Genomic DNA, 15657 nt, shown 5'->3' with positions numbered 1-15657 from the left:
AGCAAAAAATATTCTTAGAGCCGGTTCACAAAATGTTTAATTTAAAATAATTATTAAACTTTCTTTTAAAAAGTTATAAAACGTAAAAAGCCCGCGATGCGGGCTCTAAACTAAAACACAATAACTTTGATTATCAGACGGCTTTTACTTTGATACCCATCATCGGCTTTTCTTTTTCAGGACGGAACAACAGGTAAAGAATTGCAGCCAAAAGAACCAACGCAACCACGGTTCCGGCACCAAAAGCCACCTGGCCGACGATAAGACCGCCTAAATGATAAATGATAAAGGCGTAGACATATGCCCAAACCGTCAAATAGACAATGGCAAAAGAAAACATCTTAGAGCTTGCCAGCTGACGCTTCATTGCACCCAAAGCCGCAATACACGGAGTGGAGAACAAGTTGAATGCAAGGAAAGATAAAGCTGCGGCGCTGGTTGAAAACTCACCGTGCAAGGCTACACCCAAGGTAGCATCATCTTCGGCAACATCAGCACCGACACCAAGAAGTACAGCCAAAGTACCGACAACGTTCTCCTTGGCAAGCAAACCGGTAAAAATTGCGACCGCACACTGCCAGGAAGAGAAACCAAGCGGCACGAAGATAAAGGCAATGGCAGAGCCGATGGCGGCAAGCATTGAATCACCGACTTCAACCATACCAAAGCCTTCGTCGGTAAAGTTAAAGCTTGATAAGAACCAAACCAAGACTACCGTTGAGAAAATGATGGTACCGGCTTTAACGATAAAGGCTCTGCAGCGTAAATAAACGCTTCTTGCGATATTGCCAAGTGTCGGCATATGGTAGTCAGGCAGCTCCATGACAAAAGGAGAAACTTCTTCTTTAAAAGCGCTTTCCTTCTTTAAGATAACGCCGGTAACTATAACCGAAATAATGGCAAGGAAGTAAACACCCGGAGCCACGATGGTTGAATCAGGGAAAAACGCTGCGGCAATCATTGCCAAAATAGGCAGTTTAGCAGAGCACGGAATGAAAGAAGTGGCAATTAAAGTAATGCGTCTTTCATTGATGTTATCAATTGATTTTGATGCCATCATGGCAGGTACAGCACAGCCTGAAGCAATAACCATTGGAATAAAGCAGCGACCTGACAGACCGAAATGACGGAAGATGCGATCAAGAACGAAAGCGACACGGGTCATATAACCGCACTGCTCAAGGAAGGAGAGCAAAATGAACAGCACAATCATCTGCGGCACAAAGCCTAATACCGCACCGACACCGCCTATAACACCGTCAATAATAAGGCCGGACAACCACTCAGGAGCGCTGATGCTGTCAAGGACGTAAGCAGCCCCATTTGTTGCCCACTCACCGAAAATAACGTCATTGGCATAGTCAGTACCCCAGGTACCGATTGTGCTTACGGCAAGGTAGTAAACAACATAGACGATAACGGCAAAAATCGGTAATGCCAGATAACGGTTAGTTACGATATTGTCTACGGCGCGAGAGAAATTCTTGGAGCGATTTGCCGCAGCTTTTACAACGGATGCTTTTACTGCCTCATCAACGAATGCGTAACGAAGCCCCGCAAGCTTGCTTTCCATATCCTGACCGTATTGTTTTTCCAAAACGGCACGGATTTTAACAAGCTCAACCTGCAAAAGCTCATCGGTCATATATTCATGAACATAGACCTTATCATTTTGCAGCAGGCATAAAGAAATAAATTCTTTCTCAAAATCGTTCTTATCTTTTAGATAGGAACCGATTTTTACGACAGCCTCTTTTATTTCCTGCGGATAAATGGTTGCCTTCTGTCTTTGCGGAACATTGTTTAAAGCATTCACCAAATCCTGTACGCCGTCACCGGTTGATGCAGACATCGGGATAACTTTAATTCCGAGTTTTTGCTCCAAGACATTAACATTGATTTCAATATGATTGTTCTTGGCGACATCCATCATATTTAAAGCAACGATAATGTTTTTATTAAATGAAAGCAGTTCAGCCGTTAAAGACAAACTGCGCTCAAGGTGAGCAGCATCAACTACATTGACGATAAGATCGTAATCACCTGACAACAAATATTCACGGCTAACGATTTCTTCAGGGGAATACGGAGACAATGAATAAAGTCCCGGCAGATCAACTACCTTGGTATCGGTACTTTTTAAAGTTCCGACAACTTTATCTACAGTAACGCCTGGCCAGTTTCCTACGTACTGATTGGCTCCGGTTAAGGCATTAAATAAAGTTGTTTTTCCTGAATTCTGATTACCGATAAGCGCTATTTTCTGACAAGCCATATCATTTAACCTCAATTAATTGAGCATCGCTTTTTCTGATGGTAAGTGAGTATCCGCGAACCTCAAGCTCTATCGGATCACCAAACGGAGCTTCGCGCACCAAAGAAACCTTTGTATTTAGGGTTAAACCCATATCGAGCAAGCGGCGGCGCAAAGACGTATTCTGTCCGTTAATGCCGGTAATAACGGCATTCTCTCCGGGTTTTAGCGTATCTAGTGTTTTCATAAAATTATCTTAATAGCCATAGATAACAATAATTAGCTTTATACAATATAAATTAGCTAAAGCTAATACAACCATGGTTAGTTTAAGCTTACAAAGGTTGCTTTGCAAGAACTTTTTTTAAGTCACAAAATTTTGCACCTTTTTTAAACTGTAAAAGACCTGCTCACCGTATTGAAAAGTAAGATTCCCATGACCTTATGATTTGTTTTATGTCTGTTGTTTGTACTTGCCTAACCCGAAAATTACATTGGAGATGAGTAGCATGGGAAAGTCCAAGCGAACCAGCTATAAAAATATTGATTGGTATAGTATTTATATATCTTCTAGAAAATCCAGATTAAGTTACAGCGTTTTCATTCTGACCGTCTGCCTCAACTTATTTCAGCGTTTGATCCTGATTTATCTTCGATTCCTTACCGCTGTCGACGGGAAGGGTTACCGCGACGGTGATGACAAAACGATACCCTAACTTGTTGTATGTTAAACGACGGCCTTTCGCGTTCCTTTAACAACAGTAGCTGAAATTTGTTTAACCTCCGCAGCAGTCACTGCAGTATTTCATCCGTAAACAGGTTTAAATAAGCATTGACCTTTTAAGAGTGTTAAATGGACATACAATGAAGAGACTTCAACTAAACAGGAATTGTATTGCTTGCTAGAGAACTCTTACGCAGGCAGCTGAGCTCAAAGACTGAATATGGTAATATAGAAAATAAATCCAAATAATAAAATTTTAGAAATTAGCAAAAATGGCAACAACAATAAGCGTCAATAAACAAAGTGTAGCAGAACTCTTGAAAACCGGAAGAACTAAACCTTTCATTATTCCTGAATATCAAAGACCGTATGCATGGACTTCTGAACAAGTTGAAACTTTATTTGAAGATATTTGGGAATTTGCCACCACCATCGGCGGATTAGACCGAAATGGCTCATACTTCTTAGGAAGTATTGTTTCATTTGAAAATGAAAATAGTGAACAAGAAATCATAGATGGACAACAGCGCATCACATCGTTGTTTCTGCTTTTACGCGCCATTTATACAAAACTTAACAAAGGAGATGATGTACAAACTGACGCAGCTCAAAATTTCATCCGTCAAATAGAACCTGCTATTTGGCGTACAGACAACCGTACAGGAAAAGTTGATTATAACAATATTCTCCTAACCTCAAGAGTAGTAGACAATGAGGGCAATGAAATATTACGAAACATTCTAAAAGATGGTATGGCCAATCCAGACGCCAACGATAACTACTCTAAGAATTACCTGCTATTCCAAAAGCTATATGACGATCATTGCGCAAAATCACCTTTAAAGGTGTATGACTTTATCTATGCCCTTCTAAATCAGGCTATATTACTCCCCATTTGTGCAGACAGCCAAGACACAGCTTTGACTATTTTCTCTACATTAAACAACAGAGGACTTCCTCTTTCCGATGCAGACATATTCAAAGCTAAAATATACAATAACTTGAAAGACGATGAAAAAGAAAAATTTATCAGTCAATGGAAGGCATTGGAAAAAGAGGCTACAGAAGCACACGAAAGTATTCAACAATTATTTTATTACTACATGTTTTATCTTAGAGCCAAAGAGAATGATGTTAGTTCCACAACACCAGGTGTAAGAAAATATTATTCGACCAATAAATCAGAAAGGCTTTTTGAACCAAATTTAATGGAAAGATTAAAAACAGTACTAAACTTATGGAAAGTCGTAAATACAAATCAAGATATACCAGAAGAAAATTGGGACGATGATGCAAAAATAAGAAAAGCCTTGGACATCTTAACTTCATATCCTAATGAGTATTGGAAGTATCCTGTCATTAATTATTATCTATCGCATCGAAACAGAGAAATGTTCAATACAGAATTCCTTCTATTCCTCAACAAATTGATAGAAGAGTTGATGACTCGATTTTTGCTGTTTCCTAACATTAATGCTGTCAAAAGTGACATCATGAAACTAAATGCAAAGATTATTAATGACCCACACCCTGATTTCGACTTTCGCGAAATAGACAAATCTCTTTTGGAAAGCCAAATACGCGTTCCACATAGAAACATTGTGCGTATGCTCATGAAATGTTACGCATACAATCATCAAGAACAATTATTGCCTGATAATTGGCAATTAGAACATATTCTTCCACGAAAATGGCAAGAATCCTATTTCCCAGATGTGGACGCAGAAAAAGTCTACGAAATGATAGAGCATATTGGAAATAAAACTCCATTTGAACGGAAATTGAATATAATTGCCAGCAACGGCTATTTCAAGAAAAAACAACAGGAATATCAAAAATCGAAAATAGAAGTTACAAAAATATTGATAGCAAGTACAAACAATGACTGGACATTGGAAAACATTGAACACCGAGATAAAATTGTTGCTACAGAAATAATGCAACTTTTACAGGATTGGGAATCCAATTATCAAAAGAATAGGAGCAACGCCACACTACCAACTGAGGAAGATTTAGCAATGATTGAGAAATTCAAACAAAAAGGATGGATTTAAAAATTACAATATGTAAACTCAGAAAGCTTCATTCTCCTCTTTCATAGAGAGTGTGTAAATGAAAAAGTATGTAACTCCATTTAATGTTTATTAAACATTTTTTAATGGAGTCTTCTTATATGAAAAAAACATTAAGCGCAATCCTGCAGTAGCCACTTGGCTGATCCGACATTAAACACCTGTGTTATTAATAAACCACAGCACAACATAAAAATGTTGATGATTAATGTTGCCAGATGACCGCTGCGCTTAAATTCAACCATAGAAGCTGCCAGGTTCCCATATCATTAAAGAACGACCATATCTTTAACTCAATTTTATTAAAGCCAATCATTAGTCCGCATCGATGCGGTCATTATAGAAAGATCCGACATGCCGCTCTATGGAGTGATGAGAGTCTTACATTAAATAAAGAGCTCCTTAAATTTCAACACTTAAGAAGTCGGTATCAACGGGTTCTCCACGCAGACTCTGCGATTAAGGACTTTTTAAATAGAAAAGAAATAGGTAAACTGCTAATTAAAATAGGCTGAAACTTACAAACAAAAGCCCCGTTACAAAATTTATAACAGGGCTTAAAAAGTCTGATTTGACGAGCTTAACTAAAAACCGTAGCTTAAGTTGGCATAAAAGCCTACTGAAGGATCGACATCCACGCTGCTTCTTTCATTTCCGCCATGATCGTAATATGTGTATTCACGATCAAAATAGGATTGAATTCCGGCTCGCACCGACATGCCTTTTAAAGGAGTTAAAACCACGCCTCCGGACACGCCGTACCCTTCTTCAAAGACATAACCTTTTTTTAATTTGCTTGAATCGTCGCTTAACTGATATAAATCCTTAATGGTAAGGAAAGTTCCTTCAAGCGCCAGCATGCTGTTAAAGCGATAATTAATGCGAGTTGCAGGATAAGCGATTGATCCGGATAAACCTCTTTCGCTGTCATTACCGATTTTGACGCCTAAAATCGGCAGATATTTGTTGTCAACTTCATTAAACTGTGCATAAGCACCGGCAAAACCGGTAATGCGATCGGTAAAACTGATGGAAATTCCTGCTCGCGGACTTATGGAATAATTGTCGTCAAAATGAAAATCATCTTCAAAGCCTGACGCAAGAGTAAGACCGCCGAAAACACCGAAAGTATCGTTTAAAGCAAAATTATGATGTAAATCCACATAAAGATAATTAAGTGAATCGTACCAGTCAGACGACGATGACGAAAAGTCATAATCAGTACGCTTATAACCTACGGTTACAAAATCATAACCGCCTACTATGTTGTATGTTGAAATACTGACATCGCCTTGGGCTCCGCTTAAATCAGCATCTGAATTATGAGAGCCTGACGCATTCATCCAAAAGGAGGCTTCTGCAGTACCGATAAAGGCAGCAGCTGCAGCCAACGCTAAAACTGAAAATTTTTTCATTTTTACATAAAACCTGATAGGTAAAAATCAATTGAAACAGTATACAAATGCAATCTTATACAAAACAAATTAATCCGGCTAAAGTGTAAGTAAAAAATAAAAATCCTGTCAAAGTGCACATGACAGGATCTTCTTAATTTAAGGTTTACCTAAAAATCAAAGCATAATAGCTAACAGAGGGATGGTAAAAACTGACAATAACGTTGTCATGAAAGTGCCCTGCGCCATGGTTTTAGTCTCAATACCGTGTTTTAAGCACAGCATCGTTCCGTATGATGCAACCGGCATTGCGCATAAAACAACCAAAACATCCGCATATTTTCTGTCAATGGGAGAAATAAGGAAGATGGCATAAATAATTGCCGGGACGATTAAAAGCTTTATAAGGCACATGATGTAGATTCTAGGAGATCCGAACATTGATTTGACCGGAATTCCTGCAAGAGTAGATCCGATAATCAAAAGCGATCCGGGGATGGTAATCGATCCGATAAGCGAGGAACACTGTGCTATAGGATGCGGAACTTTTATCTGGAAGAACACAATGATAATTGAAAGATACGTAGCTGTAAGACATGGTGAAAACAGAATTCTCCAATTAAATCTCGTGGTGGACTTGCCCTGGGTTATAAACAAAACTCCTAATGCAAACACCAGAATATTAAAAGGAATGGTAAGAACGCTGGCGTAAAAAATCGCTTCGGTACCAAAAAGCGATCCGACAACCGGAAAACCTATAAAGTTGATGTTGCCAAAAACATACATAAACTTATAAACACCTGACTCTTCCGGGGATAAACGCATTAATTTAGTCACCGGAAAAGAAACAGCCACCATAAAGAGCAAAGCTAAAGTACCGGCCACGAACACGGGCAGAATATCTTCTCTTTTAGGCAAAGTGTCACCCATTACCGAAGCTAAAATGATAAAAGGTGCGGTAAGATTAATGATAAGAGCGGCAAGACGTCTATCAAACTGCTCATCCATTAATTTGCAGCGATTACATAAAAAACCGACGATAACCAGTAAAAACAATACCGCCATCTGCATGAAAGAATCGATAAAGCTCATGTTAAATCCCGCTTTCTTGAAAAATTCGTGCGCAAATTTTAGCACAAGGCAATTTTTGTAAATTACATCACAAAAAAAATTCCAAAACGGTGGGTTTTCATGCGTGCTCTACAGACAATTGCGGACTTTTGACTGCAAAAAATTTTTTTACCGTCTACAATATGCATATTGCAAAAGAGGTTGAACATGCAGCAATTTGTGATTTTAAGCATTGACGGCGGAGGCATCCGCGGAGTTTTTGCCGCAAGGCTCCTGGAGCTATTGCGTTCAAGCAGCAAATTGCCTGCATTTAACTTAATCGCGGGGACCAGTACCGGATCCATAATCGCATCCTGCATGGCGTTAAAAATTGATCCGAGCATTATCGTTTCTTTATATCAAGCTTCCGGATCGATTATTTTTTCCAAAAAATTTTTCTTCGGACCGAGACTCTTGGAAAAAGCAGTCCAAAGCTCTTATGACAACGGACGCTTAAAAGCGGTGCTGCGCCAGGTTTTCGGGAAAAAGCGATTGCATGACGTCAAGTTGCCGTTGTTAATCCCCACTACCGACCTCAAAGCAGGATCCGGTCACTTATTTTCAAGTTTTGCAAATGACAATCCTTATCTTTATGAAGCGATTTTAGCCTCTTGCAGCGCCCCTACCTATTTCGACCCTACCGTGGTCGACGGCAAACTTTTGGCTGACGGCGGCATGTGGGGCAATAACCCTATTTTGTCAGCCATTGCAATTGCGCGCGATCACTTTAAAGTCCCTTTTGACAAAATCAAGGTTATTTCTTTAGGGTCAGGCCATTTTTCTGGCTTTTATGACGATGAAAACAAACGCTGGGGACTTATTAACGGCTGGAAGATAAGAACTCTCACTGAGTTTTTAGCATCATTGCAGTCAGAAGCTACCAATCAAATTGCTAAAAAACTTTTAAATCAAAATCAACTCTTACGCCTTAACTTTAAATCAGATAACCTGATAAGTCCCGACGAATTTGACAAAACCGATGAACTCATCCAATTTGCAGATGAGCTCTATATCACAGAAAAAATCCGCATTGACAACTTTTTAAATCCCCTTTAAAGGCTTGTGGATAAAAACTGCTCTTTTTTCTTGATCTGTTTTGCGAAATAATAAATTTGATATAAACCTTTCATTAAATTTAGATTAAACTGATAGTATTCCATCAAAACCAATCTTGGACATTCAAATTAATATATCATTAAGGAGTATTATCATGGGGCATAATGATATTGCTTTAATCGGTCTTGGCGTAATGGGCAGCAATCTTGCTCTGAATATTGCCGATCACGGTTACAAAATCGCCGTTTATAATTACACTGTTGACTTAGTGGAAAAATTCCAAAAAGAAACACCGCATGAAAATGCCGAAGCGTTTACTGACATAAAGGCTATGGTGGCAAGCCTTAAAGTTCCGCGTAAAATCATTATTATGGTAACCGCCGGCAAAGCTGTTGATGCCGTCTTACATTCTCTTGACGGTTTAATTGAAAAAGACGATATCGTAATGGATCTCGGTAATTCAAACTTTGAAGATACCAGAGCCCGCTCCCTTGAACTTGCAAAAAAAGGAATAATCTACGCCGGAGTCGGCGTTTCAGGAGGAGCGGCAGGAGCCCGCAAAGGCCCTGCCATCATGCCGGGCGGTACTGAGCAAAGTTATGCTCTTGTTGGTAAAATTCTTGAAGATATTTCAGCAAAAGCTTCCGACGGCAAACCGTGCTGCGCTTATATGGGTACCGACGGTGCCGGCCATTTCGTCAAGATGGTGCATAACGGAATTGAATATGCAGACATGCAGCTTATTGCCGAAAGCTATTTACTGTTAAAGCGTCTCGGTAATTTCTCAAATGACGAACTTGCCGATATTTTCAGCCGCTACAACGAAGGCGAGCTTAAGAGTTATTTAATCAGCATTACCTCTAAAGTTCTTGCCGAGAAAAATCCCTATGCTCCAGGCTCGCTTGTTGATGACATCAAAGACAGCGCCGGACAAAAGGGGACCGGCAAGTGGACGGCAATTTCAGGATTTAATTTAGGCGTCGACCTAAGCTTAATCGACAGCGCCTGCAACTGCCGTTTTAGCAGTGCCAATCCCGAGGTTCGCGCATCGCGTGAAGATGCTTTTGTCAAACCCATCTCTGTAAACATTGATAAAGAAGAGCTTATCGACATTGTCGAAAAATGCCTCTATCTTGGCAAAATTGCCGCTTATGCACAGGGATTTGCTTTATATAAAGCCGGATCCGATGCCTATAACTGGAATTTAAGATTAGGTAAAATTGCCGAAATCTTCCGCGGCGGCTGCATCATTCAGGCAAAATTCCTCAATGACATTACCAATGCATTTGCCTCCGATCCCGAGCTTAAAAACCTTATTGACGCTCCTTTCTTTAAAGAAAAAATCAATAAGTGCCTGCCCTCAGCCCGTAAAGTTGCTGCTTTAGCCGTTGCTACCGGGATCCCGGTACCGACTTTCCTGCAGGCTATAAGCTATATTGACACCATGTCCACCCCGATTGTCGGAGCTAACTTAATCCAGGGACTGCGCGACTACTTCGGCGCTCATACCTTTACCTTGATCCACAACGGCGAAACCATTCATCACAATTGGAGCAAATAAGATAAAATCATTTATGAAGATCCCTTTTTTGGGATCTTCTTGTTGCCACTAAGTTAAAAAGCACGATATGTTAAGGAGCTTTTATGCCAAACGAAAAGAAATATGCCTACGTTCTGCATGATAACACTTTGGCAATCAGCTTATTTTCAGCAAATTCAAAACTTTTTACTAAAGCGGATATAAAAATTGCCAATTATATAAGCGCCAATCTTAATCACTTTTTACAAATGACCATTTCAGATCTGGCAAGCGCTACTTCAGTATCTGAAATCACAATTTCACGCTTTTGCAAAAAACTGAATCTACCAGGATTACAATCGCTTAAAATCGTACTTGCTGGCACTGACAGCATTAATACTTTTGATAAAAACATTTCAAATAACGATAACTGTGAAAGCATAAGTCATAAAATCTTTCAAAATATTTCAGACGGTTTAAACAACACACTCAAACTTTTAAATTTTAACGCTCTTGATCGCAGCGCCCAGCTTATTTGCAAAGCATCGCGCCTTATCTGTTTCGGATACGGAAACTCGGCGACCGTCTGCAAAGATATTGCCACCCGCTTCGTGCGCCTGGGAATTTCCTGCGAATTTTCAGCCGATCCGCATCAGCAGGCAACATTATCCGCCTGCTTAACTAAAGGCACTTTAGTCATGGCAGTATCCTACACGGGAAGCTCGGTTGATCTTTTAAACAATTTGCAAATCGTAAAAGAAAACGGCGGCAAAATTATCCTGATAACGAGCCATACTTTATCTCCGGCATCAAAACTAGCCGATGAAGTGCTCATAGGAGTCGGCCCTGAAGTTAAGAACAATTCTGAAGCGTCGGTCTCGCGTTTAATTCATATGGCTATAAATGACGTGCTTTACACCAAGGTCTCCATTTTGAAAAAAGAAACGTTTGAAAAGAATATGATTAAGATGCGTCAGAGCATCGCAAAATTAAAGTCCTGAAAACTTTAATTTTGCAAATATTTTTAAAGAAAGCTAATTCTTTTCTATCTTTCTTAGGTTAGGCTTTGCGTAGTAAAATATCGCCAATAAAAAGTGCTACATAGCTAGCCGTGATCATTTTAACGAGGCTTAGATGTTAAACCTATTAAAAATCGTCGTTTTATCATCATGCATAACCGCATTTTCCGTCAATGCGGCCGATACTGAAACTCTTGATAAAACCAACAACCGCTTAACAGAAATATCCGGCGTTATGCAAAGCATAAATGAAGAGCTTAACAGTCAGCGTTCCAATATACGCGCTTTAAAATCAAGGATCGATGCCGATCAAAAAGAAGACAAAGCTTTTCGTAATTCCGTATTGCGGGAATTAAGACAATTGCGCCGTCAAAATGAAACCTTGACTTATACTCTTATGAAAGATAAAAACAAAGCCTCTGCAAGCAATAAAGAAGGAACGGTAATTTCCCAAGGATCTTCTTCAAACTCGACTCCTGACGGCAAAATGATTTTCGGTGAGGACGAATTTATTTATGTTAAGGAAGCTAACGCTTATATAGATGCCCGCATCGATACGGGTGCCGCTGTTTCTTCCATCAGTGCTACCGACATCACCGAATTTGAACGCAACGGTAAAAAATGGTACCGCTTTACGCTTGCCGCCAACGATCGCTTCATTGAAATGGAAGCACCTCATGTCCGTTACTCTGAAATTCGTCAATCATCAAAAGATACAACGACAAAGCGTCCGGTCGTAAGTCTTAACGTTAAAATCGGCGACTATTCGACTTCATCAGAATTTACTCTTACAGACAGAAGCAAGATGCAGTATTCATTGCTTATCGGACGCACCTTCATTCAGGATATTGCCGTTGTTGACGTTTCAAGACAGCATATATTCGAGCGCGAAAATAACGTACTGGTACTTTTAAACAGGGACGCTTATAATGCGGCCAAAGATAAAGGGATAAACCCCAACGCCGAGTATGACAAGCAAAATATCAATGAATCAGCCGGAAAAATTGCCTACCCTGCAGATAACGGGGCCAATCTCGGCGATGATGCTGAAAAAGCCTTGCCTCCGGTCATTGACAAGTTAAATACGGCCCAAAAAGAAAAATAATAAATTCTGGAATTTTAAAGGACATTCATCATGGTATCACGCGGCGTTTTTTATATCGTTACCGCTATTTTGTTCGTGATCGGTATTGCATTAATGCTTTATCAGCATATTGTTTTTGAAATTCCCTTTCTGCCAGGACAGCAGCGTACCGTTTGGTCAGTAGAGGCTAAAGTCGAATTTGAACCGATTGAATCAAACGCCGTAACCGTTAATCTTGCTCTCCCCGGTGTCCAGCCCGGTTTTTCGCAAATAAAGCAAAACACTTCAAGCATCGGCTTCGGTACCAGCTATATAACTAAAGACAACGCAGCTTACGTGCAGTGGACCAAACGTGATCCTTTTGGCTTACAGACACTTTACTATCAAGCTGACTTTTTAGTTGATGATGCTTCAAAAGGTTCTTCAATGACCGTTCCCGAGCTCTCAAAAAATGTAGAGCCTGAACCGTATGCTACAGCGATGAATGAAATAGCATCTGCTGCCATGTCTCGTTCTTCATCCCCTTTTTCATATACGGTACAAGTTATAAACGAGCTGCAGCGGCAAAAAGAAATAGCCTCTTTACTTTATGCCAAATATTCAAAAGCCCAGCTGCTGGTAAAAATACTTGAAATCGGTCAGATCCCGGCACGCGTTATTAAAGTATTGAATCTTGAAGACGGTCGCCGCAATCGCGGGTTAATCGACAAAGTAGCAGTTTTTGACAATACCAATTATGAAATTTTCGATCCCGCGACTGGAAATTCGGGACTTACATCAAATGAGCTTATTTGGGTCAACCATGACGGTTCCATTCTTGACGTAGAAGGCGGTCAGAATGCCCGCATCAGTTTCTCCATGGTAAGCCGTTCCATGCCGGCCAACACCGCAGGAGCTCTAAAAGTAGCCGCAACGCGCGTCCTTGGAGATGATATCGTCTCATTCTCTCTTGATAATCTGCCTATTGAAGAGCAGTCAATGTTCAAAAGCATTCTGCTGCTGCCTATAGGCGTTATCATCGTAGTATTTTTACGCATCATCGTCGGCATCAAGACTTCAGGAACTTTCATGCCGGTGTTGATTGCCATGGCGTTTTTGCAAACTTCCTTAACGGTCGGACTTATAGGCTTTGTTTCAATCGTAGCCATCGGCCTTATCGTCAGATCGTGGCTGTCGCACTTGAACCTTTTGCTGGTGGCGCGAATATCGGCAGTAATAATCACGGTTATCGGCATTATCGGAGCCATCGCCTTCATTACTTATAAAATCGGTCTTACCGAAGGCATCAAAGTTACCTTCTTCCCGATGATCATTCTGTCTTGGACTATTGAACGCATGTCCATTATCTGGGAAGAAGAAGGTTATAAAGAAGTGTTAGTCCAAGGCGGAGGATCGCTTTTTGTAGCTGTCTGCGCTTATATCGCCATGAGCAGTCTTACAATTGAGCATCTTACATCTAACTTTATCGGTCTTCAGTTTATTATTCTTGCACTTGTGCTGCTTATGGGTAATTACACCGGATTCAGGCTTTCAGAGTTAAAACGCTTCAAACCGCTTGCCGACAATATCATTGAATACCAAAACGGTGACAGCACTGAGCTTGAATCAAGCAAATTAAAGCGTGAGCGCAAAGAATTAAAACAAGAGAAAGCCAAAGGTTTTCCGTCTTCTAAACAAAGCGATGATAATAAATAAGAGGTCTTATGATGGTTTTTAAAAATCTTTTAAGACCTATTAAAGAGCGCTATACAAACCCGATGAATCTCATTAACTTCGGGATTATGGGCATGAATCAGCGCAACGTAAATTATATCGGGCGCTACAACAAAAGAAATCTCTATCCTTTAGTTGACAATAAGCTTAAAACTAAAGAGATTGCGCTTAAAAACGGTATTACGACTCCAAAACTTTTAGGCGTGATCCGCGATCAGCATGATGTTCAAAATATTGTTGAAATTATCGGAAAACATAAAGAATTCTGCATTAAACCTGCCCAGGGATCGGGAGGCAAAGGCATTTTGGTGATTACGTCTAGCAACGGAAAATCTTTTACCAAAGCCTCCGGGCAAACGATAAACACCCACGATCTGCGCCGCCATGCATCAAACATTTTGGCAGGATTATTCTCATTAGGCGGCAAACAGGACATAGCTTTAATTGAAGATCTGATTCACTTTGACAGAGTCTTTGACGGTTACAGTTATGAAGGCGTACCGGATACCCGTGTGATCGTATTTCAAGGTTTTCCGATTATGTGTATGATGCGCCTCTCTACAGCGGCCTCCGATGGTAAAGCCAACCTACATCAAGGTGCTGTCGGTGTGGGAATTTGCGTACGTACGGGAAGAGCAGTACGCGGCGTTCAGCATAACGATCCGATTGAATATCATCCCGATACGCATAAAGATTTATTTAAATTAAGCGTTCCGCATTGGGATGAAGTTCTAAAGCTCGCCTCGTCCTGTTATGAAATGTCGGGGCTTGGCTACATCGGCACCGACATAGTGCTTGACCGAGATAAAGGACCGATGCTGCTTGAACTTAATGCAAGACCCGGACTTGCCATACAAATTGCCAATAACGCCGGATTACTGCCGAGATTAAGACTTATTGAAGCACTGCCTAACGCCAAATCCATGAGTATTGATGAAAAAGTCGAATTTGCCAAACAACACTTCGGCGTTTTTTCACATTAAAACTCATAAGCTATTACAAAGTCGCGCAATGTAAACTTTTCAAAGATTTGAATGCGCGATTACTAAGAATTGTAAAACAAATACTATTATTAACTTATTACTGAAAATGCAGATCTTTAAAATTAAGATGAATATATAGCCTCTCAATATTAGTTTTTGCTTCTATTATTTGCTCATCCGTGCAATTGAATGCTTTTTTGATACTGTTTTCATCCATACCGAATCTAAGCAAGCCTTTAATGTTTTACAGTAAAGTTTTTTGTGCTCCTTCTGCTAAGCCTTCAGCATAACCTTTGACCCTACCTCCAGCTATTTCTATTTTGACTCAGTTCTCAGTCGCAAGTTGATCTCTATAAACCTTTTCACACATAAAAGCCCCATAAAAACGTTCATCATCCATTGTATAACTTATCAATATTGCCATGTACTTATATCTCTACTTTAAATTAAAACTTAAGGCAAAGTAACTTACCTTGCCTTAAGATCTTATCTAATTGGCTTTTGCTTCCCGGATCTGCTCATCCGTACAATTCAATGCTTTTTTAATACTGCATTCATCTATACCGAAATTAAGCAGTCCTTTAATATTTTGCAGTAAAGTTTTTTGTGCTCCTTTTGCTAACCCCTCTGCTAAACCTTCCGCACGTCCTTCAGCTCGGCCTTCAACTAAACCTTCAGCACGGCCTTCCGCACGTCCTTCAGCTAAACCTTCAGCATGACCTTCTGCAT

11 protein-coding genes and 1 pseudogene are annotated in these 15657 nt (G+C 40.1%); 7 read left to right on the top strand and 5 right to left on the bottom strand.

What is annotated here, in order from left to right; genetic code table 11:
• Positions 1-133 precede the first annotated feature (133 nt).
• Together feoB and HMPREF9444_RS00665 are read right to left on the bottom strand one after the other, a co-directional pair.
• Positions 134-2275 (bottom strand): ferrous iron transport protein B, encoded by a 2142-nt coding sequence (gene feoB / locus HMPREF9444_RS00670; protein ID WP_009142373.1) that lies wholly within the window; start codon positions 2273-2275, stop codon positions 134-136.
• A 1-nt stretch (position 2276) separates the two neighbouring features.
• The gene (locus HMPREF9444_RS00665; protein WP_009142372.1) at positions 2277-2501 is read right to left on the bottom strand and encodes a FeoA family protein; all 225 of its coding nucleotides are present in this window, start codon (positions 2499-2501) and stop codon (positions 2277-2279) included.
• A gap of 749 nt (positions 2502-3250) precedes the next feature.
• Here HMPREF9444_RS00665 and HMPREF9444_RS00660 point away from each other — a divergent pair.
• Positions 3251-5032, top strand: coding sequence for a DUF262 domain-containing protein (locus HMPREF9444_RS00660; protein WP_009142371.1), 1782 nt, complete (start codon positions 3251-3253; stop codon positions 5030-5032).
• 602 nt (positions 5033-5634) lie between these two features.
• Here the strand turns inward: HMPREF9444_RS00660 and HMPREF9444_RS00655 are convergent.
• Entirely contained in the window at positions 5635-6465 is an 831-nt protein-coding gene (locus HMPREF9444_RS00655; RefSeq protein ID WP_009142368.1) for a hypothetical protein, read from the bottom strand.
• Between the two features lie 156 nt (positions 6466-6621).
• Positions 6622-7536: an AEC family transporter gene (locus HMPREF9444_RS00650; protein ID WP_050778964.1), complete on the bottom strand. Its 915-nt coding sequence runs from the start codon at positions 7534-7536 to the stop codon at positions 6622-6624.
• Between the two features lie 186 nt (positions 7537-7722).
• On the opposite strand from HMPREF9444_RS00650, the gene HMPREF9444_RS00645 reads away from it, so the two are divergent.
• The 6 genes from HMPREF9444_RS00645 to HMPREF9444_RS00620 all read left to right on the top strand — a co-directional run bounded on the left by HMPREF9444_RS00645 (position 7723) and on the right by HMPREF9444_RS00620 (position 14928).
• On the top strand, positions 7723-8610 hold the full coding sequence (locus HMPREF9444_RS00645) for a patatin-like phospholipase family protein (RefSeq protein ID WP_009142365.1): 888 nt from the start codon (positions 7723-7725) through the stop codon (positions 8608-8610).
• A 154-nt stretch (positions 8611-8764) separates the two neighbouring features.
• Complete coding sequence (gene gndA / locus HMPREF9444_RS00640; protein WP_009142364.1) at positions 8765-10171, top strand: NADP-dependent phosphogluconate dehydrogenase; 1407 nt, start codon at positions 8765-8767, stop codon at positions 10169-10171.
• An 83-nt stretch (positions 10172-10254) separates the two neighbouring features.
• Positions 10255-11130 (top strand): MurR/RpiR family transcriptional regulator, encoded by an 876-nt coding sequence (locus HMPREF9444_RS00635; protein ID WP_009142363.1) that lies wholly within the window; start codon positions 10255-10257, stop codon positions 11128-11130.
• Positions 11131-11263: 133 nt separating this feature from the next.
• Positions 11264-12253: an ATP-dependent zinc protease family protein gene (locus HMPREF9444_RS10395; RefSeq protein ID WP_009142362.1), complete on the top strand. Its 990-nt coding sequence runs from the start codon at positions 11264-11266 to the stop codon at positions 12251-12253.
• Between the two features lie 30 nt (positions 12254-12283).
• Positions 12284-13927, top strand: coding sequence for an inactive transglutaminase family protein (locus HMPREF9444_RS00625; RefSeq protein WP_009142361.1), 1644 nt, complete (start codon positions 12284-12286; stop codon positions 13925-13927).
• 8 nt (positions 13928-13935) lie between these two features.
• On the top strand, positions 13936-14928 hold the full coding sequence (locus HMPREF9444_RS00620; RefSeq protein WP_009142360.1) for an alpha-L-glutamate ligase-like protein: 993 nt from the start codon (positions 13936-13938) through the stop codon (positions 14926-14928).
• Between the two features lie 490 nt (positions 14929-15418).
• Here HMPREF9444_RS00620 and HMPREF9444_RS11180 read toward each other — a convergent pair.
• Positions 15419-15657: pseudogene (locus HMPREF9444_RS11180) on the bottom strand (hypothetical protein); the annotation flags it as partial.

This window comes from Succinatimonas hippei YIT 12066, assembly GCF_000188195.1.
In the GTDB taxonomy this organism is placed as follows: Bacteria; Pseudomonadota; Gammaproteobacteria; order Enterobacterales; family Succinivibrionaceae; genus Succinatimonas; species Succinatimonas hippei.
This window is presented reverse-complemented; position numbering and strand designations above follow the sequence as displayed.

What these genes read in the sequence shown, in the direction of transcription:
- HMPREF9444_RS00655 (WP_009142368.1), bottom strand. Translation starts at nt 6,465, where the DNA reads ATGAAAAAATTTTCAGTTTTAGCGTTGGCTGCAGCTGCTGCCTTTATC.
- HMPREF9444_RS00620 (WP_009142360.1), top strand. Translation starts at nt 13,936, where the DNA reads ATGATGGTTTTTAAAAATCTTTTAAGACCTATTAAAGAGCGCTATACA.
- HMPREF9444_RS00650 (WP_050778964.1), bottom strand. Translation starts at nt 7,536, where the DNA reads ATGAGCTTTATCGATTCTTTCATGCAGATGGCGGTATTGTTTTTACTG.
- HMPREF9444_RS00660 (WP_009142371.1), top strand. Translation starts at nt 3,251, where the DNA reads ATGGCAACAACAATAAGCGTCAATAAACAAAGTGTAGCAGAACTCTTG.
- HMPREF9444_RS00635 (WP_009142363.1), top strand. Translation starts at nt 10,255, where the DNA reads ATGCCAAACGAAAAGAAATATGCCTACGTTCTGCATGATAACACTTTG.
- gndA (WP_009142364.1), top strand. Translation starts at nt 8,765, where the DNA reads ATGGGGCATAATGATATTGCTTTAATCGGTCTTGGCGTAATGGGCAGC.
- HMPREF9444_RS00625 (WP_009142361.1), top strand. Translation starts at nt 12,284, where the DNA reads ATGGTATCACGCGGCGTTTTTTATATCGTTACCGCTATTTTGTTCGTG.
- HMPREF9444_RS00645 (WP_009142365.1), top strand. Translation starts at nt 7,723, where the DNA reads ATGCAGCAATTTGTGATTTTAAGCATTGACGGCGGAGGCATCCGCGGA.
- HMPREF9444_RS00665 (WP_009142372.1), bottom strand. Translation starts at nt 2,501, where the DNA reads ATGAAAACACTAGATACGCTAAAACCCGGAGAGAATGCCGTTATTACC.
- HMPREF9444_RS10395 (WP_009142362.1), top strand. Translation starts at nt 11,264, where the DNA reads ATGTTAAACCTATTAAAAATCGTCGTTTTATCATCATGCATAACCGCA.
- feoB (WP_009142373.1), bottom strand. Translation starts at nt 2,275, where the DNA reads ATGGCTTGTCAGAAAATAGCGCTTATCGGTAATCAGAATTCAGGAAAA.